This window comes from Mucilaginibacter sp. 3215, assembly GCF_050433785.1.
In the GTDB taxonomy this organism is placed as follows: domain Bacteria; phylum Bacteroidota; class Bacteroidia; order Sphingobacteriales; family Sphingobacteriaceae; genus Mucilaginibacter.
This window is the reverse complement of the sequence record NZ_JBNPWO010000003.1, coordinates 263,139-287,243: the sequence shown is the minus strand read 5'-3', so window position 1 is coordinate 287,243 and position 24,105 is coordinate 263,139. Positions and strand designations below refer to the sequence as shown.

The 24,105-nt window shown below is 42.7% G+C and carries 16 protein-coding genes; 14 read left to right on the top strand and 2 right to left on the bottom strand.

The window, feature by feature from the left end:
* Positions 1–97 precede the first annotated feature (97 nt).
* Positions 98–289 (top strand): hypothetical protein, encoded by a 192-nt coding sequence (locus ABIC84_RS07700; RefSeq protein WP_429263193.1) that lies wholly within the window; start codon positions 98–100, stop codon positions 287–289.
* 128 nt (positions 290–417) lie between these two features.
* On the opposite strand, the gene ABIC84_RS07695 is transcribed toward ABIC84_RS07700, so the two are convergent.
* Positions 418–2,082 (bottom strand): M1 family metallopeptidase, encoded by a 1,665-nt coding sequence (locus tag ABIC84_RS07695; RefSeq protein ID WP_429263192.1) that lies wholly within the window; start codon positions 2,080–2,082, stop codon positions 418–420.
* Positions 2,083–2,367: 285 nt separating this feature from the next.
* Between ABIC84_RS07695 and ABIC84_RS07690 the strand changes: the two genes are divergently transcribed.
* The 11 genes from ABIC84_RS07690 to ABIC84_RS07640 all read left to right on the top strand — a co-directional run bounded on the left by ABIC84_RS07690 (position 2,368) and on the right by ABIC84_RS07640 (position 16,633).
* Positions 2,368–4,785, top strand: coding sequence for an ABC transporter permease (locus ABIC84_RS07690; RefSeq protein WP_429263191.1), 2,418 nt, complete (start codon positions 2,368–2,370; stop codon positions 4,783–4,785).
* A gap of 223 nt (positions 4,786–5,008) precedes the next feature.
* Positions 5,009–5,560, top strand: a complete 552-nt coding sequence (locus ABIC84_RS07685) for an acyl-CoA thioesterase (protein ID WP_090532037.1) — start codon at positions 5,009–5,011, stop codon at positions 5,558–5,560.
* A 50-nt stretch (positions 5,561–5,610) separates the two neighbouring features.
* Complete coding sequence (locus ABIC84_RS07680; protein WP_090531506.1) at positions 5,611–5,811, top strand: YqaE/Pmp3 family membrane protein; 201 nt, start codon at positions 5,611–5,613, stop codon at positions 5,809–5,811.
* A gap of 118 nt (positions 5,812–5,929) precedes the next feature.
* Positions 5,930–7,276 carry a sigma-54-dependent transcriptional regulator gene (locus ABIC84_RS07675; protein ID WP_429263190.1) on the top strand — a complete coding sequence of 449 codons (1,347 nt, stop codon included), beginning with the start codon at positions 5,930–5,932 and terminating at the stop codon, positions 7,274–7,276.
* A 692-nt stretch (positions 7,277–7,968) separates the two neighbouring features.
* A complete protein-coding gene (gene kdpF / locus ABIC84_RS07670; RefSeq protein WP_083879072.1) occupies positions 7,969–8,046 on the top strand; it encodes a K(+)-transporting ATPase subunit F in 78 nt (25 codons plus the stop codon).
* A 9-nt stretch (positions 8,047–8,055) separates the two neighbouring features.
* Positions 8,056–9,771 carry a potassium-transporting ATPase subunit KdpA gene (kdpA, locus tag ABIC84_RS07665; RefSeq protein WP_429263189.1) on the top strand — a complete coding sequence of 572 codons (1,716 nt, stop codon included), beginning with the start codon at positions 8,056–8,058 and terminating at the stop codon, positions 9,769–9,771.
* Positions 9,772–9,773: 2 nt separating this feature from the next.
* Positions 9,774–11,804 (top strand): potassium-transporting ATPase subunit KdpB, encoded by a 2,031-nt coding sequence (kdpB, locus tag ABIC84_RS07660; protein ID WP_429263188.1) that lies wholly within the window; start codon positions 9,774–9,776, stop codon positions 11,802–11,804.
* A 107-nt stretch (positions 11,805–11,911) separates the two neighbouring features.
* Entirely contained in the window at positions 11,912–12,478 is a 567-nt protein-coding gene (locus ABIC84_RS07655; RefSeq protein WP_429263187.1) for a K(+)-transporting ATPase subunit C, read from the top strand.
* A gap of 128 nt (positions 12,479–12,606) precedes the next feature.
* Positions 12,607–13,653 carry a porin gene (locus ABIC84_RS07650; protein WP_429263186.1) on the top strand — a complete coding sequence of 349 codons (1,047 nt, stop codon included), beginning with the start codon at positions 12,607–12,609 and terminating at the stop codon, positions 13,651–13,653.
* 125 nt (positions 13,654–13,778) lie between these two features.
* Positions 13,779–14,909: a sensor protein KdpD gene (locus ABIC84_RS07645; protein WP_429263185.1), complete on the top strand. Its 1,131-nt coding sequence runs from the start codon at positions 13,779–13,781 to the stop codon at positions 14,907–14,909.
* A 2-nt stretch (positions 14,910–14,911) separates the two neighbouring features.
* Complete coding sequence (locus ABIC84_RS07640; RefSeq protein WP_429263184.1) at positions 14,912–16,633, top strand: ATP-binding protein; 1,722 nt, start codon at positions 14,912–14,914, stop codon at positions 16,631–16,633.
* Between the two features lie 22 nt (positions 16,634–16,655).
* Here the strand turns inward: ABIC84_RS07640 and ABIC84_RS07635 are convergent, their stop codons facing one another.
* Positions 16,656–17,417 carry an NUDIX hydrolase gene (locus ABIC84_RS07635; RefSeq protein ID WP_426580947.1) on the bottom strand — a complete coding sequence of 254 codons (762 nt, stop codon included), beginning with the start codon at positions 17,415–17,417 and terminating at the stop codon, positions 16,656–16,658.
* A 189-nt stretch (positions 17,418–17,606) separates the two neighbouring features.
* On the opposite strand from ABIC84_RS07635, the gene bglX reads away from it, so the two are divergent.
* Positions 17,607–19,913 carry a beta-glucosidase BglX gene (gene bglX, locus ABIC84_RS07630; RefSeq protein ID WP_426580945.1) on the top strand — a complete coding sequence of 769 codons (2,307 nt, stop codon included), beginning with the start codon at positions 17,607–17,609 and terminating at the stop codon, positions 19,911–19,913.
* 934 nt (positions 19,914–20,847) lie between these two features.
* Positions 20,848–24,099, top strand: a complete 3,252-nt coding sequence (locus ABIC84_RS07625; RefSeq protein WP_426580943.1) for a SusC/RagA family TonB-linked outer membrane protein — start codon at positions 20,848–20,850, stop codon at positions 24,097–24,099.
* Positions 24,100–24,105 lie beyond the last annotated feature (6 nt).

The window sequence follows — 24,105 nt, the reverse complement described above, 5'->3', positions numbered from 1 at the left end:
AGCTTTGAAAGACTTACGAAGTTCTAAATACTTCGTAAGTCTTGATTTTTAGGTAAACAAGTTCAGGATGCCGCTGTTGTTATTATGTAAATAGCCTATGAACCCCAAATTCAAATATCTTTATCTTATAGGTGGTGTAGTTGCCACGATATTGTTTATTGTGCAAATTGTGGCTACCTATCCAAAGCCTAATACAGTTGGGGTAATCCTTGGCGCTCTGCCAGCTTTGGCCTTGTTTTACTTATCGTACAAGGCTTATCATGTTAAAAAAGACAATGAGCTGATGTGAGATAAACTTAGAGATTAGAAGGCGATTCTATCCTCCTGCAATACCGCGCATTGCCTATAATAATCTCTCTTTTGTTTTTTTTGCCCAATAACCTGTGAGGCGGACCAGGTACCTGGTTGATAATTAAGTTATTTAACGATTTTTGCCTTGATGTAAAAGTCAGGATCAATAGCTAATGAGTCGACAGCGGGGGGATATTCCAATTTCAGTGACTGCCAGTTCGTTGTGGGGGTAATCCAACGTTGATCAATCAATTTGATTTTAACTGGCATGGTAAAACCGTCTATACAATTTGTAAATCTGTATTCGAAGCTTTTTTCATCAATTTTATATTCCAATACAGGGATCTGCGTGGTTCTTAAGTATTGGTCAAATATCTTGCTGAGATCTTTTTTGCTGACCTTACTGATATAGTTTTCTATCTGTGCCGAATTTACCGATTGGTGATGAAAGCTTCTGTTAAGTCCTCGTAACACTTCCCTGAATTTATCGTCATTATTGATAATAGCCTGTAACATGTGGATTAAAACCCAACCCTTCAGATAGGCGTCTTCGCCTCCGTCTTTAAAAATATTGTCGGGAGAAATTACAGGAGCCTTGTTGCCTATCCGATTGTTGGTTCTGCTTAAAAAGAAATCATGGGACGCTTTTGGCCCATAAAGATCGGCGATAACCAATTCCTCTGCATAGCCGGCAAAGCCTTCCTGTAACCAGCCGTAGGCAGGATCATATGCTGTTATGTTGTTGCCAAACCATTCGTGCGCTGTTTCATGAACTATCATCCGGTCGGTTTTTTGATCCCAATAAGTTAGCCGTTTGGGATTAAGGCCAAAGCGACCCAATCTAAACTTGTTTCCATAGCCGATAGCGCTTTGATGTTCCATTCCTATATACGGTGCTTCAACCATCTTAAAGCCGTCGCTGTAAAATGGGTATGGGCCAAACCAGTGCTCAAATGATGTTAAAGTTTTTCGAACTTCGGCAACCATGTAACCTTTTACCTTTTCCTGGTTATAATCCAGTACCCAAAAATCCAGATCAAGGTTACCGCGTTCGCCCTTAAATTTGTCACTTATATGTTCATATTTTCCTATATAAAAGGTAAGCCCATAATTATTTATAGGGTTGTTCACGGCCCAGGTGTAGCTTGAGGTGCCGTCTGTATTTTTAAGTTGCCGCTGAAGCCTTCCATTTGAAACCGCGACTAATGTATCTGGGGTAATTATAGTAACCGAAGCGCCTTTATCGGGTTTATCGCCAATGTAAACCTTACATGGAAACCATGCACTCGCGCCCGGCAATTGACAGGCTACAGCCATCCATGGTCTGCCTACAGAGTCCTTTTGCCATACCAAACCACCATCCCATGGAGGGTTAACTGATTGTTTTGGTTTGCCCGAATAGTAAATCGTAATGTTTTGAATGTTATTTTTTGACCGTTGTAGGGGCTTTACAAACCATGCATCGCCGTTTTGTATAAAAGATAACTTTGCGTTCCCCATTTTGATACTATCTATTTTTAGAGGCGATTGCAGATCTACTTGCATGAGCCCGGTGTGTTTATTTTTAACAATCTTATATTGAATAATATTGCTACCGCAGATCGTTTGATTAATGTAATCTGGTTTTATGGTCAGATCATAGCGCAGCACATCCCACCAAGCCCTTTCTGGCGTTATCGACCCTTTTAAAGTATCCTGGTGCGTTGGTTTGATTGGCCTATCGTTTTGTTGTGCAATTAATTTGCAGGTTAACAAGCTTAGGATTATAAACGTAAATGTTTTTTTAGTCATAGATAAGTATCTTGTAGGGCGTGATGTATCGTTGGTTATTGCCAACCGTGAGCCACTAAAATAGTGAAATTTCACTTGCAGGAGCTTTTATTAAACGTCCCAACGACTTATAAATCCCCACCTTCAATTTTTAATCACGAATTTCCAGACCAATCCACAACCGCACAATCACTGTTCGAAAACGAACAGTTTCGTAGATTGTATTTTTATTTAATTAATTGATATTCAATAAATTAAAAACAAGGCATGTGATTGGCTGAAATTCATATATAAACTATTACAATTATGCTTAAAAATTACCTGCTGGTTGCTTTTAGAAACCTTTCAAAAAACAAAGCTTTCTCCGCCATTAATATAATAGGGCTGGCTATTGGCATGGCAGCATGCCTGCTCATTTTGCAATACGTTAGCTTTGAGCTTAGTTTCGATGATTTTCACGTCAAAAAAGATCGCGTATTCCGCATCAATCAGGACAGGTATAATAACGGCAAGCTGAGCACCCAATGGGCTGGCGGGGCTTTTGCACCTGGTACAGCTTTTAAAACTGAGCTCCCCGAAATTGAGGAGTACATAAAGATAGTAAGAGCGGGCCAAACCATCGCTAACTATAAGGATCAGAAAATGGTGATCCAGAATGTTTACTATGTAAGCGATGCCTTTTTTAAAATATTTACTTTCCCGTTGATAAACGGCGATCCTAACACGGCTCTTAAAGAACCTAACACGGCAGTAATTACACGGCAAATTGCCGACAAGCTTTTTCATGGCGTAAACCCTGTTGGCCAAACCTTGTATATCAATACAGATAAGCCGCTTAAAATTACCGGTATAATAGAAAATATGCCTGGCAACACGCACATGAATTTCGATATCATGCAATCGTACGCAACATTTCAGAAAGAAAACCCTCCAAATAAAGAGGATGACATTGATAACGCTTGGCTTAACGACGGTTGTACAACCTATTTGCTGTTAAAACCCGGTGTTGATCCGCGTAAATTGGAGGCTAAGTTTATCCCGATAGTAAAGAAAGCTTATGATAAGTATCCCGGGTCGGGCGAAGGCGGCGTTTATACACTGCAGCCCGTTAAGGATATCCATCTGTACTCCAACAGAATGCTTGAGTTTCAGCCTAATGGCGATGGCAAATCGGTTTACCTGCTTTTGGGCATTGCTATTTTCGTGATCATTATCGCCTGGATCAATTATATCAACCTGGCTACGGCCCGTGGCATTGGCAGGGCTAAAGAGGTTGGCGTACGTAAAACCCTCGGCTCGGCAAAAGCGCAACTCATTGCCCAGTTTATGCTGGAAGCTATGATGCTTAACGCCATGGCTATTGGCCTTGCATTACTTATCATTATGGCTTGCTTGCCTGTATTCGCCAATATTTCCGGCATGCAGATGGGCTTTACCTTATTTACTAAAGCAACTTTTTGGCTGGCTGTTTTGGGAATTTTTGTGTTGGGCTCATTCTTCAGCGGCTTTTACCCGGCTATAGTCTTATCGGCGTTCAGGCCGGTTGAAGTGATGAAAGGCAAGATCTTAGCATCGCCAGGGGGAGTGATATTACGTAAGGCAATGGTGGTATTCCAGTTTGCTGCCTCGATATTTTTATTGATAGGGTCGCTTACGGTTTTCAAACAACTTAAATACATGCAGAGCCAAAAGTTAGGGGTAAAAATAGACCAAACCCTGGTCATTAAGGCTCCCTTGGTGAAGGTAGATTCATTTTATCGCAGCATGAGCTCATTTAAACACGAATGCCTGGCACAATCCGCCGTTAAAAGCGTAACTGTATCAACCTCAATTCCAGGCGAACCTGTACACTGGAATGCAGGCGGAATTAAATTGGTGGGATCCGATCAAAGCACAAGCAAGCAATACCGCATCGTTGGTGCCGATTATGATTACCTTAATGCCTACGATATTAAGCTGATAGCCGGTCGTAAGTTTTCAAAGGGGTTTGGCGACGAGCCGCACAAGGTAGTATTTAACAAAAAGGCGGTTGAGCAATTAGGTTTTACCAAACCTGCCGATGCCCTGGGCAAACGCATTGATTTTTGGGGAGATGTTTATGAGATAATAGGCGTGGCCGATAATTTCCATCAGCAATCGTTACATGATGCTTATGATGCGATGATCTTCCGTTGTATCCCTGATGTACGCGGGCCCGTATCTGTAAAGATAAGCACCACCAATTTACCCCAAACCATTGCGGAATTAAAGAAAACCTGGGCGAGCTTTTTCCCCGGCGACCAGTTTGATTATTTCTTTTTAGACCAGCATTTTAACGAGCAATACAAAACCGATCAACGCTTTGGGCAGGTATTTGGCGTATTTACCGGCATCGCCATTTTTGTGGCCTGTTTGGGATTATTTGGCCTCGTGTCATACACCATTGTACAGCGCACCAAGGAAATCGGCATCCGCAAGGTACTGGGAGCTTCGGTAAACAGTATTTTAAAATTGTTGTATAAAGATTTTGCCCTGTTGGTAGTAGTGTCGTTTGTAATTTCGGCACCAATAGGCTGGTACGCTATTCATCAATGGCTGCAAACATATGCTTTCAGGATGGATATTAACCTCTTCCTGTTCGTTATTCCATTCTTCCTGGTATTGCTGGTTGCCTTTTCAACGGTCTCGTTTTTGAGCATGAAAGCAGCGCTGATGAACCCGGTAAAGAGTTTGAAGACGGAGTAGTAAACAAAAACACGTCATTATAAGGTACGAAGCAATCGTACGAAAGCACGGTCGCACTGTATTGCGTGCGATTGCTTCGTCGTTCTTCTTATAATGACATGTTTTTATTCAGGGCAAGGGGATTTCGGCAGGGGCAAACATTTACAAGGTACGTTCAGCCAATCCCCAAAAGAGAGGGTTGGCTGAGGTTTTTTCCTATCTTTGCCCTAAAAGCAGACTGAATATGACCGGAAAATCGCCTCAGGAATCATACACCATCATGAACGAACTGGTATTACCCAATGATACCAACACTTTAAATAACCTGATGGGTGGTCGCCTGCTGCATTGGATGGATATTGCCGCTGCTATTTCGGCACAAAAGCACTGTAATAGAATAGTGGTGACCGCGTCGGTAGATAACGTATCGTTCCAGTCGCCGATAAAGCTGGGTGATGTGATCAGCATTGAAGCAAAGGTTACCCGCGCGTTCACTACTTCGGTTGAGGTAAGGATGGATGTATGGGCGCAAAACATTCCATCGGGCACTAAAGTAAAAAGTAATGAGGCCTATTATACCTTTGTTGCTTTGGATAAAGATGGCCAAAAGACGACTGTGCCCGAGCTGGTACCTGAAACGGATAAAGAGCGCGCATTGTATGAGGGGGCGCTTCGCCGTCGCCAATTAAGGTTAATATTAGGCGGAAAAATGAACCCGAATGATGCTACTGAATTGAAAGCGCTTTTTTTTGGCGACCAGTTGCCACCTAATCTTGGTGAAGAAATAAAGCAGTAACAAATTTCCCGGCGCATTGTCTAAATGGTTTAAACATTAAAACTACTGCCATGCGATATTTTCTATGCTTTTTACTGCCACCGCTTGCCATCCTCACCACCGGCAGGATAGGTGCATTTATATTGAATATATTTTTAACACTTTTCTTCTGGATCCCGGGCGTGATCCATTCCATCCTGGTAACCAGCGATTATTATGAAGCAAAACGTCACCGGCAACTGATGCGGGCGACAAGGCGTTACCGTTGGTAACCTTGATTCGCTTGATTATAGGATTCCCGGATGTTTTGATTGAGGCTGTTTAGGACTATTCTATCAAGAAATCCTCAAATCCTAAAAATCATGGTTCAAAATTATCATATTTGCCACGATGCAGAAAGGTAAGCTATTAATAATTGACGACGAGGAACGCCTCCGCAACCTGCTTGCGCGTATTTTACAGCTGGAAGGCCATGAGGTAATTACTGCGGCTACAGCCAAAGAGGGGCTTAAAAAACTCCAACTCGAAAGCATACAGGTGGTATTAAGCGATGTTAAGCTGCCTGATATTGATGGTATTACCCTTTCTGAAACCATCAAAAAAAACTACCCAAATACCGAAATCATTGTTTTGACCGCATACGGCACTATTAATGATGGCGTGAAAGCCATAAAAGCCGGTGCGTTTGACTATATCACCAAGGGCGATGATAACGAAAAGATCATCCCGCTGGTAAGCAAGGCCATGGATAAAGCCCTGCTACAGCAAAAGGTTGCCGAATTGCAAAGCAAGCTGAATGATAAGTTCGGCTTCGACAGGCTTATTGGCCGGTCAACGGCTATCAGCGATGTAATTAAGCTTGCCCAAAAGGTTGCCCTTACCGATACTACAGTATTATTATTAGGCGAAACAGGTACCGGTAAAGAAATTTTTGCCGAGGCTATTCACCAGGCCAGCAATCGCAGCGCTAAATCATTTGTAGCTGTAAACTGCAGCGCTTTTACCAAAGAGTTATTGGAGAGCGAATTGTTCGGTCATAAAGCCGGTTCATTCACAGGGGCGGTTAAAGATAAAAAAGGCCTGTTTGAGGAAGCTAATGGTGGTACCATATTTTTGGATGAGATAGGGGAGCTTGATCATGACCTGCAAGCTAAGCTGCTTCGCGTGCTTGAATCGCAGCAATTCATTAAAATAGGTGATACCAAACCCACCCAGGTTAACGTGCGGATCCTGGCAGCTACCAACCGTAATTTGCTCAACGAAATCAATGACGGTCATTTTCGGTCTGATTTATTTTATCGTCTTTCAGTTTTCCAGATCACGCTGCCTGCCCTGCGCGAGCGTAAAAAAGATATCAAACTACTTGCCGAATACTTTATGCAGCATTTTGCCCTTAAAGTAAAAAAGCAGGTAAATACCCTCAGCGATGAGTTCATAGAAAAACTGGAAGCCTATCCATGGCCCGGTAATATCCGCGAGCTGAAGAATATTGTAGAACGTGCGGTGATTCTGACCGATAGTAATGTGCTTGATGAAAGCCTATTGCCTTATGAAGTTCAGCAGCAACAGGTGAAAAGCGGTGCACCTATTTCGGCATTTGATCTTTCCTCTGTAGAGAAATTACATATTCAGAGGGTGTTAAACCACACCCACGGCAACCGTGCAGAAGCAGCGCATCTGCTAAATATTGGCGTAGCTACGTTGTACAGAAAGCTGAAGGAATATAACCTGGAGTAATTTCGGATTTCGGAATTCCGATTTTTCTAAAAACTCCGCTGACGCACGGCTCCTGCCGGGTGTCGACTATTAAACGGCCTCTGGCCGCCGAATATAGGTTTAATAGTTAATACTGGTTGAAGTTTAGCGATAGCGCAACTTCGACCTTAAACAATGGAAGCATTCTGCTTCCGAAGCTGGGCTGATACTTTAGCTGGTATTTATTAAGGCCCTTAGTTAAACTGAAGGCTTAAGCTATTTTGGGGACGAAGTCACGCTATCGTTAAACTTCGACCAGGAGCAGACATAAATTACACATTAGTTTATAACCCCACGCTTACACCCAACTTCAGCCGGGTGTCCATTATCAAGCGGCCTTTGGGCGCCTTACGCAGGCCAGAGGCCTGGAAATAGTTGCCACTCGCCAGACGCGAGCGGCGGCGAGTGGTTTTAAATCCCACTTTGATAATCCCCTATCAAAATGATAGGTCAATTCTCCCTAAATAAATAAAACCTTAATTTGATATATGTATAGATTATTGATAGTCAATCATTTATATAGTTTTTGATTTTCTTGGCATCCGCTTGGCAAAGCCCTTTGCAAAAACACATAAAAATGGATGCTTTACTCACAATCGCTTACCTGGCCACATTTGTAGTGGTGTTCTGGATCTTTTTTAAATCTGTAACGTACTTCGAAAAAATCTAAAATCATGGCAGCATTATTCATCGTAGCAATAGCCGTGTTCATTTACATGGTATACGTACTTCTTAAACCCGAAAAATTTTAAAATTAAACTATGAACACTGAACTAACGGGTGTAATTTTCACCTACCTGCTCACCTTAGCCATCGCCATTCCCCTTGGCCGTTACATAGCTAAGGTATTTAAGGGCGAAAAAACCTGGCTCGATTTCCTCGCCCCGCTTGATCGTTTTATTTTCCGCTTCAGCGGTATTGACACCAAACGCGAAATGAACTGGAAACAGCACTTGCTGGCCCTGCTTACCATTAACAGCGTTTGGCTGATATATGCTTTTGTTTGTTTAATGGCACAAGGTCATTTGCCGCTTAACCCGGATGGTAACTCCGGTCAATCGCCTGATACTGCTTTCAATACCGCTATCAGCTTTTTGGTAAACTGTAACCTGCAGCATTACTCGGGCGAAAGCGGTGCTACCTATTTTACACAGCATTTTGTGTTCATGTTCCTGCACTTTGTATCAGCTGCTACAGGTATTGCCGCGCTGGTAGTTGTGTTCAGGGCCATGAAAGATAAGGTTACTGATAAGCTGGGCAACTTTTGGGAATACTTTGTAAAAACCATCACCCGTATATTATTACCTATCTCATTTGTGATAGCTGTGATCTTCGCATTTAACGGCATGACTACCAGCTATGCAGGTAAAGATACTTTCATCAGTATGCAGGGCGACACCGTTCACGTATCCCGCGGACCGGTTGCACCTCTGGTTGCTATTAAGCACTTAGGTACCAACGGCGGCGGCTGGTTTGGCGCAAACTCCGCCCACCCTATCGAGAACCCTAACTATTTAACCAATACTGTCGAGCTGGTAGCACAGGTTGCTATCCCGATCGCGTTGGTGTTTGCATTGGGTTTTTATCTCAATAAAAAGAAATTCGCTTATGTGATCTTCGGCGTAATGACGCTGGGTATGCTCATGCTGTTGATCCCGACTATGAATGCCGAACTGAACGGAAACCCTGCCATCGCAAAAATGGGTATCAGCCAGCCAACCGGTGCTATGGAAGGTAAGGAAGTAAGATTTGGTCCGGCTAACTCGGCTTACTGGAGCATCGTGACTACTATTATCTCTACAGGTTCGGTAAACTCCATGCATGACAGTGCTATGCCGGTATCAGGTACTATGATGCTGCTGGGTATGATGGTTAATTGTTTTTATGGTGGCTGCGGCGTTGGTATCCTCAACTTCTACATATTTATCATAGTAGCAGTATTTATTTCAGGACTGATGGTTGGCCGTACGCCTGAGTTTTTAGGCCGTAAGATAGAGGCGAGGGAGATGAAAATAGCTTCGCTGATCGCTTTGCTTCACCCGTTCATTATCCTTGTAGGCTTGGCCATATCATCATATTATGTGGTTAACGTAGCCGGTGCCGATTGGGCTGTTAAACCTTCGGCCTGGTTAAATAACCCCGGTACGCATGGTTTCTCCGAAATGTTGTACGAGTATACTTCAGCCGCAGCCAACAACGGTTCGGGTTTTGAAGGCCTGGGCGACGGTAATATCTTCTGGAACTATACCACCGGTATCGTGATGATATTGGGCAGGTTCCTGCCAATAATTGGTCCGCTGGCTATTGCCGGATTGTTGGCTAACAAAAAATATATACCTGAATCGGCCGGTACATTGAAGAGTGATACTTCAACCTTTGGGTTGATGATCTTCGCGGTGATCGTGATCATTGCAGCGTTGTCATTCTTCCCTTCACTGGCTTTAGGCCCAATTGCTGAACATTTTTCATTAAAATAATCATGAACTCAACTCAAAATACATTGTTTCAGGGCGATCAGATGAGGGATGCTTTTAAACAATCCTTTATCAAGTTAAACCCTCGTGTGCTGTTCCGCAACCCGGTAATGTTTACTGTGGAGATCGGTACTGTTGTAATGCTCATTGTGAGCATATTTTCGCTGACCAATAAAGGCCAGGGTAGCTTTGCCTACAACTTTACGGTATTCATTATATTATTGTTAACTGTGCTGTTTGCCAACTTTGCCGAGGCCATTGCGGAAGCACGTGGTAAAGCCCAGGCCGAAAGCCTCCGCAAAACCCGCGAAGAGACGCCTGCCCGCTTACTGGTTAACGGTAAGGAAGAAAAGGTGATGTCGTCACAACTAAAAAAAGGTGATGTTTTCATTTGCGAAACAGGAGATAATATCCCTACCGACGGTGAAATTATTGAAGGTATCGCTACCATTGATGAATCTGCCATTACAGGTGAATCGGCCCCGGTGATCCGTGAGGCAGGTGGTGATAAATCATCTGTTACGGGTGGTACCAAAGTATTATCCGACAGGATAAAAGTATTGGTTACTACCCAGCCGGGCGAAAGCTTTCTGGATAAAATGATCGCTTTGGTTGAAGGTGCTTCCCGCCAGAAAACCCCTAACGAAATTGCTTTAACTATTTTATTAGCTGGTTTTACGCTGATCTTCGTTATCGTGTGTGTTACCCTGAAGCCTTTCGGCGATTATTCAAATACGCCCATCACTATAGCCGCTTTTATATCGTTGTTTGTTTGTTTGATCCCTACCACTATCGGTGGCCTTTTATCGGCCATCGGTATTGCCGGGATGGACAGGGCTTTACGCGCCAACGTGATCACCAAAAGTGGTAAAGCTGTTGAAACAGCAGGCGACTTAGACACTTTATTACTGGACAAAACTGGTACCATAACCATTGGTAACCGTAAAGCAACGAGCTTTTACCCAACCGGAGGTGTAAATGAGCAGGACTTCGTAACGGCTTGTGTACTAAGCTCGCTGGCCGACGAGACTCCCGAAGGTAAGTCGATTGTTGAGCTGGCCGAGCAAGGCCCGTACAAATTGAAAATCTACGCTCCGGCCGATTCGGTGTTTATTAAATTTACTGCCGAAACCCGCTCAAGTGGTTTGGATACCCCGGATGGTTTGCGGATCCGTAAAGGGGCTTTTGATTCTATCCGTAATATTGCCTTAAAAGCGGGCAATCCGTTTCCGTCGGATGTTGAGGATAACGTTAAAAAGATCTCATCAAATGGTGGTACCCCATTGGTAGTATCGCAAAATGAAAAGATCATGGGTGTGATCGAGCTGCAGGATATCATTAAAACCGGTATCGCCGAACGTTTTGAGCGCTTGCGTAAAATGGGGGTTAAAACAGTGATGGTTACGGGCGATAACCCGCTTACAGCCAAATTCATCGCCGAAAAAGCCGGTGTAGATGATTTTATTGCCGAGGCAAAGCCCGAGGATAAAATGAACTACATTAAAAAGGAACAGCAGGGCGGTAAACTGGTAGCCATGATGGGCGACGGAACAAACGATGCCCCTGCACTTGCCCAGGCTGATGTTGGCGTGGCGATGAACAGCGGTACCCAAGCCGCCAAAGAAGCCGGTAACATGGTTGATCTGGATAACGATCCAACCAAACTGATTGAGATTGTGGAAATAGGTAAACAGCTGTTGATGACTCGTGGTACTTTAACAACTTTCAGTATAGCAAACGACGTGGCTAAATACTTCGCCATTGTTCCGGCTTTGTTTATGGTATCAATGCCCGCCTTAAAAGCGCTGAACATTATGGACCTGCACAGCCCGCAATCGGCTATACTTTCGGCAGTGATATTTAACGCTATTATTATTCCGTTGTTGATTCCGCTGGCTTTGCGTGGTGTTGAATATAAACCGATAGGCGCAAGTGCGTTGTTACGCCGTAACCTGCTCATTTATGGCTTAGGCGGTATTATTATACCTTTTATAGGCATTAAATTAATTGATTTAGCTGTTTCATTATTCATATAAAAACTAAATGAGCCGGGGACGTGGGGTATGGTTTTAGGGCGACAGATAAGCTTTAACTACCGTCACAAACCCCACGTTCCCAAACTCATCTTTAAAAATTAAATAAAATGAAAACATATTTGTTGCCATCCATCAAGCTTACCCTAATACTGATAGTATTAACAGCAGGCATTTATCCTTTAGCTATAGCCGGTATAGGTAAATTTACCCCGGGTAAAGGCGATGGTGAAACCATTACATACAAAGGCCGTGTAGTTGGCTACGCCAACATTGGTCAAAAGTTTACTAAAGACGAGTATTTCTGGGGCCGTCCGTCAGCAGTTGATTATAATGCTGCCGGTTCAGGAGGCTCAAACAAAGGCCCGTCAAATCCTGATTACCTGAAACAGGTTGAAGGCAGGATTGAGGATTTCCTGAAACATAACCCTGGCGTAACACGCTCACAAATTCCTGCCGAACTGGTTACAGCGTCAGGCAGCGGTTTGGACCCTGATCTTTCACCAGCCGGAGCAAAAGTACAGGTTGCCCGTGTAGCTAAAGTTCGCGGTTTATCAGTTGATGCCGTAAACAAACTGGTTGATGAGCATACTGAGCAGCCTTTGTTAGGTTTGTTTGGTCCTGCTAAAGTGAATGTATTAAAGCTGAATGTAGCTTTGGATGGATTGAAGAAGTAAAAACCAGGCTGCCGCGGTTTTAGCGCAGCTCAAATCCTCGCCGGGGTTAGCAATAATTAGCAACGGCGAGGATACAAACACAATTTGGGTTACCAATAAGGAACCCGGAAATTTTAATACCTACTTAAATGAAATTTTTCCTGCTATTGATATTTTCGATGTTAACCTGTGCTTTTATAGTTAAGGCTCAGGATACGGTCAAAACCACATCCGATGCGCCTTTGGTGGTTTATGGCTCGGTTGATACCTATTTTAAGTATGATTTCGCGAACAGGGGATCGCAGATCCCGACGAGTTTTGCAACGGATCACAATTCAATTTCTATCGGGATGATAGATCTGGGTTTAAAGAAAAAGGTTGGCAGGGCCGCTTTTGTAGGCGAGTTATCATTTGGTCCGAGAGGACAAAGCCAGTCGATACCAAACGGATCTGATGGCGATTCGTATCATATTCAAAACTTGTATGTGGCTTATGATGTAACAGATAAATTTGTACTTACTGCCGGATATATGGCTACCTTTATAGGTTATGAAGTTGTGAGCCCGGTTGGCAATTTTAACTACTCAACCTCTTACCTGTTTACCAATGGCCCGTTTCAAAACGCGGGTTTTAAAGCCGCATATTCGTTTTCGGATAAAGTGAACGTGATGGCCGGTGTGTTTAATGATAATTGGAATTATTACCGGTCGTCAAATCAAGTAAACAGTTTTGGCGCTCAGCTAATATTAAACCCGGTTAAGGGCTGGACCGCCTACTTAAACGTAATTACCGGAGGGATTGTAGGCACCGAGCTTGATTTAACAACTGCCTATCAAATAACAAACGCGTTTAAGCTTGGCCTGAACGCGGCCGACTTTTCGGCAAACAAAGGTGTTACCGGCGGTTTTTCGGGCGTAGCTTTGTATCCGCAACTGGCAGTTTCAAAATATGTTACACTTGGTTTAAGGGGCGAATATTTTAAGCATAAAACGGGTACTTATACCGCAATTGCAGGGCCGGCAAATGGTAAATCGGTTACAGCGGCAACGCTTACTGCTAACGTTAAAGCAGGCCCGTTAACATTAATACCCGAGGTGAGATTGGATCACGGATCGGTGGAGCAGTTTAAAGCACACAATGGTAATCTGACAAAGTCTGCATCACAGTTTGTGCTGGCAGCCGTTTATGGGTTTTAGCAGCAATTAAATGCTTAACTATTACAGCAAATCCAGGCATCGTGACTAAAGCATGTGCAAAGTGAGCGGAAAGCCTGACCGGCATGGAACACCATAAAAACTAAAGGAAGATTCAAAGGCGACTTATGAATGAGGACACTAAAGAGCAATCTGTAGAGCATTTCCTGGAGCTGATCAAAAAATCGCGCCGCGGAAAGTTCAAGGTATATATAGGCATGAGCGCCGGTGTTGGGAAAACCTACCGGATGCTGCAGGAGGCCCAAACCTTGCTGCGCAATGGTATCGACGTGAAAATTGGCTACATCGAAACCCATAACCGTAAAGAAACCCATGCCTTGCTGGAAGGTTTGCCTGTAATACCCCGCCGTAAACTGTTTTACAAGGGAAAGGAACTGGAGGAGATGGACCTGAAAGCTGTAATAAGCCTGCGCCCGGAGGTGGTGATTGTTGATGAGCTGGCGCATACCAATATTGAGGGTAGCAGCAATGAAAAGCGCTGGCAGGATGTGCTGGAGATTTTGAACGCGGGCATTAATGTGATCAGCGCGGTGAACATTCAGCACATGGAAAGCCTTAATGAGGAAGTGGAACGGATAACCGGTGCAACCATCCACGAGCGTGTACCCGATAAGGTTCTGCAACTGGCCGACGAGGTGGTAAACATCGACCTTACCGCCGATGAGTTGATTGAACGACTTAAAGAAGGCAAAATTTATGATGAGAAAAAGATCCCGACAGCGCTAAGTAACTTTTTCCAGGCGGAGCGGATCTTGCAGCTGCGGGAGCTGGCCCTGCGTGAGGTGGCCCACCAGGTGGAGCGGAAAATTGATATTGAGGTGCCCAAAACAATTAAGCTAAGGCCCGAGCTGTTTTTGGCTTGTATCAGTACTAATGATGAGTCAGCCAAGGTTATTATCCGTAAAACGGCGCGGTTATCGTCATACTATCGCTCCAAATGGTATTTGTTGTATGTGCAAACATCGCGGGAGAGCAGTGATAAGATTAACTTAGCCGCGCAAAGGCACCTTATTAACAATATGAAGCTGGCCACGCAACTGGGGGGCGAAGTGTTGAAGGTAAAAGACGATAATATAGCCCGCACCATTTGGGAAACGGCCGAAAAATATGACATCACCACGATTTGCATTGGCAAGCCGCGGTTTAAATTTTACCAGCTTATCATGAAAACAGCTGTGTTTACACAGCTACTAAATAAAATGTCGAAAACTGATATTGACCTTGTAATACTTTCATAGCCATGACTATTAAAAATAAACTCCGGGCAGGAATAGGTTTCCTGTTTGTACTGGCAATAATTTGCTGCGGAATGTCTATATATTTCCTAAACCGGCTATCTGTCGACGCAGGGGCCGTATTAAAGGATAACTATAAAACAGTAAAGTATATGCAAAATATACTTACGGCTATTGATTCGCGCACCGACAAACTATCGGCCGACCAACAAAAAACGATAAATGACAATTTGGTATTGCAGGAACATAATATCACCGAGGTAGGCGAGCTGCAGCTTACAGATTCTTTGCGGGCTGTTTTTGAGAGCTTAAAGCAAGGGAGTGATAATAAAATAACCGAAAGCGACTTACGCAATCGCCTGCACAAGCAGGTATATGGAATAATGAAGCTTAACATGGATGCTATCGCACGAAAGAATGATATAGCTAACACAACTTCAAAACGAGGGTCGTTGCTGGTGGCATTTTTAGGTGCGTTTTTGTTTTTAGTAGCATTCAGTTTCGCAGTTAATTTCCCGGGATACATCGCCAACCCGATTAAGGAGCTTACCGCCCGTATTAAAGAGGTATCAAACAAAAACTACCATCAGCAGATTCATTTTGAGTCGGACGATGAGTTTGGCGAACTGGGCCAGGCTTTTAATAACATGACCCGCAAGCTTGATGAGTTTGAAAACAGTAACCTGGCCAGTATCCTGTTTGAGAAAAAACGAATTGAAACCATCATCAATTCCATGCATGATGCCATTATTGGTCTTGACGAAAAAGGTGTTATCATTTTTGCCAACCAGGTAGCCTGCAACCTGATCGGTATGAAGCCCGATCAACTCAATGGCAAATACGCGCCAGATATTGCTATCGAAAATGATCTGATGCGCAAGTTGCTTGTTAATGACCAGGCAAAGCTTCGGATCTTTGCTGATGAGCGCGAAGGTTTTTACTCGCGCGAATCCTTATCGGTAAGCAGCAGGGATAAAGTGATAGGCAAGGTGATCATCCTGAAAAATATTACCGAATATCAGCAACTGGATGAGGCCAAAACCAATTTCATCGCTACCATATCGCACGAGTTGAAAACCCCGATCTCATCCATAAAAATGAGCCTGAAATTATTGGAAGACGAACGCATAGGCGAAGTAAATGCCGAGCAACGCCAGCTGATAGGCAATATAGAAGACGATACCCGCCGCCTGTTGCTCATCACCGGCGAGCTACTGGATATGGCTCAGGTTGAAACAGGTAAATTACAGCTTAACTTCGGCAGTACGCACCCTCAAAATATTGTGGATTATGCCGTAAAAGCTATTAAGTTTATAGCCGATCAAAAGCATGTAGAAATTAAGGTGAAATGCGATCAAAGCCTCCCCAAAGTACACGCCGATTTGGATAAAACCACCTGGGTACTCATCAATCTGCTCTCGAATGCTATAAAATATAGCCACGAAAAATCGACAGTTGAACTGGTAGTTAAAAAACATAAGAACGATGAGATAGAGTTTTCGGTAACTGATCATGGCAAGGGGATAGAACAGCAATATCTGCCCCGTTTGTTTGAGCGCTATTTTAAGGTGCCTAATGCTACATCCGAGCAAAGCGGAACGGGTTTAGGCCTTGCCATCGCCAAGGATTTTATTGAGGCACAAGCAGGTAAAATTAGCGTGGACAGTGAAATAGGTTCGGGCAGTACATTTTACTTTACACTAAAAAGGGCGATAGCTGCGGCGTAAGCCATAGCCCTTTTAGCGGCAATTACCAACCGCCTTTAAATCCTTCGGTTAAGGCGTGTTGGTAATTTTTTATATCGAACGAATACAGGTACGGCGCCTTATGCGCACCGCCTTTACGCGGCTCTTCAGATCGGTTAAGGATGCCAAAAGCTAAAATCCGGCGTTGAAAGTTACGCCTGTCCAACTTTTTACCTAAAATTGCTTCATACAATTTTTGCAGCTCGGGCATGGTAAATTCTCTCGGCATCAGGTTGTAACCTATGGGTTGATAGTTAAGCTGCAGTCGCAAGGCATCCAAAGCGCTTTTATAAATATTTTCATGGTCAAGCTGCATCTCGGGCATGTCATCCAGGTCGCGCCAGGCACAAAGCTCCGAAAACTGATCGGGGTGGGGTATAACGCCAAAAAAGTCGACCAGCGCGTAATAGCCAATAGATATAAACCGGCCAGAAAACCAGTTTTGTTCTTTTGGCAGCATATCGGCATACATATCGTTATGGACCTTTGAACGGTCGGGATCACCAAATACACGAAACTGCTGTAAAAATATTTTATCTAAACTGGTACGTTCCTGTAGTATCCTTACAGCGGCATTGTCTATCGGTTCTTCCTTAAGTACAAAACCGCCGGGCAAATACCACTTCTCTTCGTCATGGGTTTTTAATAGCAGCACTTTCATTTGCCCCTCATGAAATCCAAATACAACACAATCAATAGAAATGTGGTTTACGTAATTTTTGCGGGCATCCTCGCTGTACTCAATAAGTTGCTGTTTACTTAACATTTGTGCTATTGTACAAATAAAGTTTGATTTTTTAATTATAATATTTACAATTGTGTACTTAATACACTATGATAAATGCCGTAGCATCCTGTTTTTAAAATTGTCAAAAATATTTAAAGGCGCAATGAAATGCTCTGATTATTAGTCATATTTGTTAACCAATTATTTACTATCCACATAAATTAAAAAATGAAAAAGTATTTTTCAAGTCGGCTTGTTATAGCCATTACGCCACTTTGCCTGGCGTTGATGCCTTATAATAAGGTATTGGCCCAAAGCAAAACCGAAGATGCAAAAATGAATGCCTATGTTAAAGGCCTGATGAGTAAAATGACACTCGATGAAAAAATTGGGCAGTTAAACCTGGTAACCATCGGAGCGGCAACAACAGGATCGGTAGTAAATAAAGGGGTTGAAGAAAATATAAAAAATGGATCAATTGGTGGAGTGTTTGGTGTTTGGGGTACAGCACAAACCCGCCAGATCCAGGATATAGCCGTTAAAAACTCAAGACTGCATATTCCGCTTATTTTTGGTTTGGATGTAATCCATGGCCACCGCACTATTTTTCCTATTCCGTTGGGCATGTCGGCAACCTGGGATATGGGCTTGATCAAACAGTCGGCACAAATTGCAGCTAAAGAAGCAACCGGAGAAGGTTTAAACTGGGTGTTTTCGCCAATGGTTGATATTGCCCGCGACCCGCGCTGGGGCCGTATTTCTGAAGGTTCGGGAGAAGATCCCTGGTATGGTTCGCAGGTGGCAAAAGCTATGGTGCAGGGTTACCAGGGCAGCAGCATGAAAGATGCTGATGCCGTGATGGCCTGCGTTAAGCACTTTGCACTTTACGGTGGCGCAGAAGCCGGCCGTGAATATAATACAGTTGATATGAGCCGCATTAAAATGTACCAGGATTACCTGCCGCCGTATAAAGCAGCGGTTGATGCAGGTGCAGGCAGTTTCATGAGCTCATTCAATACTGTTGATGGTGTACCTGCAACTGTTAATCAATGGTTGTTAACAGATTTATTAAGAAAACAATGGGGTTTTAAAGGTTTCGTAGTATCTGATTATACCGCTGTAAACGAAGTGACAGATCACGGCCTTGGCGATTTGCAAACGGTATCTGCCCTTGCGCTGAAAGCAGGTTTAGATATGGATATGGTAGGAGAGGGTTTTCTGAAAACCCTGAAGAAATCGCTTACGCAAAAGAAAATAACCCAGCAGGAAATTGATCAGGCCTGCCAGCGTGTATTGGAAGCTAAGTACAAATTAGGTTTGTTTGATAACCCTTACAAATCGATGGATGCCGGTAAAGAAGCTAAAGAAGAGCTATCAGTTGCGAACCGCGCAGCTGCAAGAGAGATTACTAAACATTCCTTCGTATTATTAAAAAATGATAATCAAACGCTTCCGCTAAAAAAAGGCGGTAGTATCGCATTGGTAGGCCCATTGGCCGATAATCACCGCGATATGCTGGGTACATGGGTTATTGCCGGCGAGTGGCAAAAATCGGTAAGCGTAATGGAAGGTATTAAAAATGTTGTGGGTAACAATGTTGCCATTAACTATGCTAAAGGTGCCAATATAACCGAAGACAGTTTGTTTATTAAAAGGCTGAACTTTGGTCCCGGAATGGTTTCTTTGGATGCTAAGCCGGCTGACGAATTATTGAAAGAAGCAGTTGACGCTGCTAAAAAATCGGATGTAATTGTGGCCGTTGTTGGTGAATCGCAAAGTATGTCGGGTGAATCGTCAAGCCGTTCGGATATAGATATTCCCGAAAGCCAGAAAAATATGCTGAAAGAACTTTCAAAATTGGGCAAACCAATGGTGATCGTGTTGTTTAACGGCCGTCCGCTTACCTTAACCTGGGAAGATAAGCATGCTAATGCAATACTTGACGTTTGGGCACCCGGCACTGAGGCCGGTAACGCCATTGCCGATGTATTGTTTGGCGATTACAACCCGGCCGGTAAATTAACGGCTACATTTCCGCGTAGCGTAGGGCAGATACCTATATATTATAACCACAAAAACACTGGCAGGCCATACGGCGGTGGCCCATCAAAATTCAGGTCAAATTATCTTGATATTTCGAACGATCCTCTTTATCCGTTTGGTTATGGCCTAAGCTATACCAATTTTAGTTACAGTGCTGTTAGTGTAAGTAAGAATAAATTAAAAGGCAATGAAACTTTAACAGCTACTGTCACTGTAACCAATACTGGTAAGTATGCCGGCGAAGAAGTGGTTCAGTTATATATAAGTGACCCTGTGGCAAGCATCAGCCGCTCGGTGAAAGAGCTTAAAGGCTATCAAAAAATAAGCCTCCAGGCGGGCGGGTCAAAACAGGTGACTTTTAATATTACTCCCGAACAATTGAAATTTTATAACAGTCAGCTTAAGTATGACTGGGAGCCGGGCGAGTTTATTGTGCAAATAGGAACAAGCTCGGCCAATACGCATAATGCATCGGTTTGGTGGGCTAAATAAAACCATTTGAGGTATAATACATTTTTAGCACTTGGTTAAAAAAGAAAAGATATTTTTGGATATGCAAAAATATCTTAACAGCACCGGTAAGTAGATTTGCCGGTGCTGTTTTGTTTTGAAAAAAGCGGGTAAAATGCTGTGTTTTTTGAGGTGAAATCGATTGTAATAAATGTTATATAAACATTTATTGTTTAAAAAGTATCGCTGGTGCAAATGTATATTCAACATTTATTATTGATTAATTAATAATAAATGTTGGTATGACAGTATATGCAAAACATGATGATATTTTAACACTTTGGTAAATTATGACAAGGAGGCCCGGCATATTAAACCAGGGGCAAAATATTTAAGATAACAGCTCGATTGCGTTAATATTTATTGTTTCAACAACGTTTTTGGACTTGTTGCAGAATAATAGCAACACTTTTACAATACGATATTTTTAAAAAAGGAGGTCATGTGTTAATAATGTATCAATAAAAAGTTCTCAATTTGTAATTTTAACGGATAAATATGCCTATAGATAATTAATTTGTAAATCTGCTTTTTTTACTTGTGTATACAGTACACACTAATTACATTAGTTCCATAGCCAATATAAATTTCTGTTAAGGCAGAAATCGTTCAAAATCTAATATTATTATAACATTTCAACTTTAATGATGCTTCAGTTGCGGAAGCATAAAAAAGGTGACTACACGGATAAAAAAGTTTAAAAAAATTACGAGAGAAGTTCATATGATAAAACTTTTACATTTTTTACTTTCCAACACTTCATCTTCAATTAATCTGTTTAACAGGGCTCATCTCACAACTGCCATGTTAAAACCGGTTGTCCGCAAGTGTGCAATTTTCCATTTTAAAACATAACCCACCAATTACCGACTTAAAAGCTTAAATCAAATATATTAATCAACTAAATCTCAATCTCATGTTTAAAAGTTTACTCCTAAAAGGAAGGTACTTGGGTTTGCTGCTATGCTGCCTGGTATCTTCATTGGTAGTTACAGCACAAACAAAGTACAAAGGTAAAGTTATCGGCTCCGACGATAAATTACCTGTTGTTGGCGCTTCTATACGCGTCAAAGGTACAAGTACCGGTACTGTAACTGATGTTAACGGTGAATTCACCTTAACCCTAAGCCCGGGCAATACCCTGGTAGTATCTTACATCGGTTATCAAAGCACCGAGGTTAAAGTAGGTACCGATGTAAACCTTCGGGTCACACTACAATCAGGTAGTAGTACACTGAATGAGGTGGTAGTAACCGGTTATACTGCTCAGCGTAAAAAAGATATCACCGGCTCGGTATCGGTGGTTAACGTTGCAACCATGAAAACAGTACCTGCGTCAAACACAGCCAGCTTACTTCAGGGTACTGCCGCTGGTGTAACTGTAGTAAACTCAGGTAACCCTGGTGCTAATACTACAGTAAACGTACGTGGTGTAGGCTCTATTTTTAGTACCGCTCCACTTATAATGATCGACGGTGTTCAGGGCTCATTAAACGATATCAACCCTAATGATATCGAGTCGATTCAGGTATTGAAAGACGGCCAGGCATCAATTTACGGTGTACGTGGTTCAAACGGTGTTGTGGTAGTAACAACCAAAAAAGGGAAAAGCGGTGCTGCGACCATTTCTTATGATGCTTACTATGGTACACAAAGGCCATTAAAAGATGGTTTTAAACTCGCCGATACCAAAACCTACGTTGAGGCCATTTATCAATCATACAAAAACAGTCCTAACCCTGATGGTACCAGCCCCTTGGCTGGTGGTAACCCACAATACGACCCCGGCAAAACCGGCACCTGGACAATTCCAGATTATATAACACCGGCTGGTGCCAAAGTAGGTGATCCTAATACAGATCCCTCAACTTACAGCCTTCACCCTGCTACCTTACCTGATAATCAAATTACGCGTGCAAACAAACAGGGGACCGATTGGTTTCATGAGGTGTTTAAACCGGCCCCAATACAAAGCCATAATATTACAGCAAGCGGTGGCAATGATAAATCTACCTATTTGATGTCAATAAGCTACCTTAATCAACAAGGTACACTAATTGACACCTATTTTAAAAGGTATGCAGCCAGAATTAATACTAATTTTGTATTAGGCCCACACATCCGCGTAGGCGAGAACGCTTATATATTTTACAAACGCAATCCTAACGTAAGCAACAACCAAAACGAAGGTAACGCCATATCACACATCTACAGGGAGCCGCCTATTATTCCTGTATATGATATCATGGGTAACTTTGCTGGTACAAGGTCAGGAAGTTTAGGTAACGCAAGTAACCCGGTTGCGATTCAGGAACGTTCAAAAGATAACAGAAATAACAACTGGGATATTACAGGTAACCTTTTTGCTGAAGTTGACTTCCTGAAACATTTCACCGTGCGTACTCAGTTTGGTGGTTCTGTGGATAATTATTACTACTATTTCTTCACAAAGCCGGCTTATGAAAATTCTGAAGGTAACACCTCAACCAACGGCTTTACCGAAGTTGCCGGTTACAACAGCCAGTACACCTGGACTAATACCTTAAACTATAAACAGCAGTTCGGTAAACATAGTGTTAATTTATTGCTTGGTTCTGAGGCTGTTACTACCTATAAAAGGGGGATTCGCGCAGGCGGTGGTAATTATAATGTCTCGTTTGATCCTAATTACGTAACGGTAGCCAACGGAGCTAACCCTCCAAGTACAGCTGTTGACCAGCTTTTTGATTCCAGTCTGCTTTCATATTTCGCAAGATTAGATTACCAGTTCAACGATAAGTATATTTTAGGTGCAACAGTGCGTCGTGATGGTTCTTCATATTTTTCACCAGGTCATCAATGGGGTACCTTCCCTGCAATAACCGCAGGTTGGAGGATCTCAAAAGAGTCATTTATGAAAGATATTAGTTGGCTCAATGACATGAAAATCCGCGCAAGCTATGGTCGTCTTGGTTCACTTGCAGGTGTTGAAACCCGCTTAAGTAATGCGTACAGCTTGTATGCGCAGTCAAACGGTAACGCCAACTATGATATTACCGGTACCGGTAATTCAACTTTAACGGGTTTATATCGTGTACAAACAGGTAACCTAGCTACCACATGGGAAACTGACGTGACTAAAAACATCGGTTTTGATGCTACTTTACTTAATAATAAACTTGACCTTAGTTTTGATTATTTCCAGAAATCAGTTACCGGTTTATTATTCCAATCAACCGCTCCCGGAATAGCACTTGCTCCGCTTGCTGTTGAACGGCTGCCATTTGTTAATGGTGGCAACATTAAAAACAAAGGTTTTGAAGTTGTAGCCACTTATCATGGTAGTGCGGGCAGTGACTGGAAGTATGATTTGAGCTTAAACGTAAGTAATTATTCAAACACAGTTACTGATTTGAATGGCCTTAAATACCAGGATCGTAACAGCGATGGCTCAACTCGTATCCAAAACTTTGTAAGGTTACAGCCAGGTCAGCCTGTGGGCGAATTTTACGGATATAAAGTTATCGGCTTATACCGTGATGCTGCTGATATAGCTGCTTCGCCAACCGATGTTAACGCAAGGCCAGGTTTATTTAAATATGCCGACGTTAACGGTGATGGAAAGATCTCCTCTGATGACAAAACATTTATAGGTAACCCTAACCCCAAATTTACAGGTGGCTTTACACTTAACGTTAGTTACAAAAACTTCGATCTGAATGCCTTTCTTTATGGTTCATTTGGTGGCAAGATCTTTAATTACATTAAATACTGGACTTATTTCCCACAAGTATTTACCGGTAACGTAAGTGCCGATATATTAGGCCCTAAAGTTTGGAAACCAGGTGCTGATAACAGCCAAGCAACTATCCCTGTATTAACCCGTACAGCTAACGCTGATAACACAGGTGATCCAAACTCATGGTACATTGAAAGCGGTACCTATGTTAGGTTGAAATCATTAACATTAGGTTATACCGTTCCAAATTCACAAATCAAGGCTTTAGGTATTAAAAGATTAAGGTTTTATTTGTTGGCTAACAACTTGTTCACTATTACAAAGTACACTGGTTTAGATCCTGAGTTGCAGCCATCAAACCTAAATAACAATACCAGCTTTGGTATCGACTTTGGTAACTACCCTGCCGGGCAGAAGATATATAACATTGGTGTTAACGCCTCTTTCTAATATTGA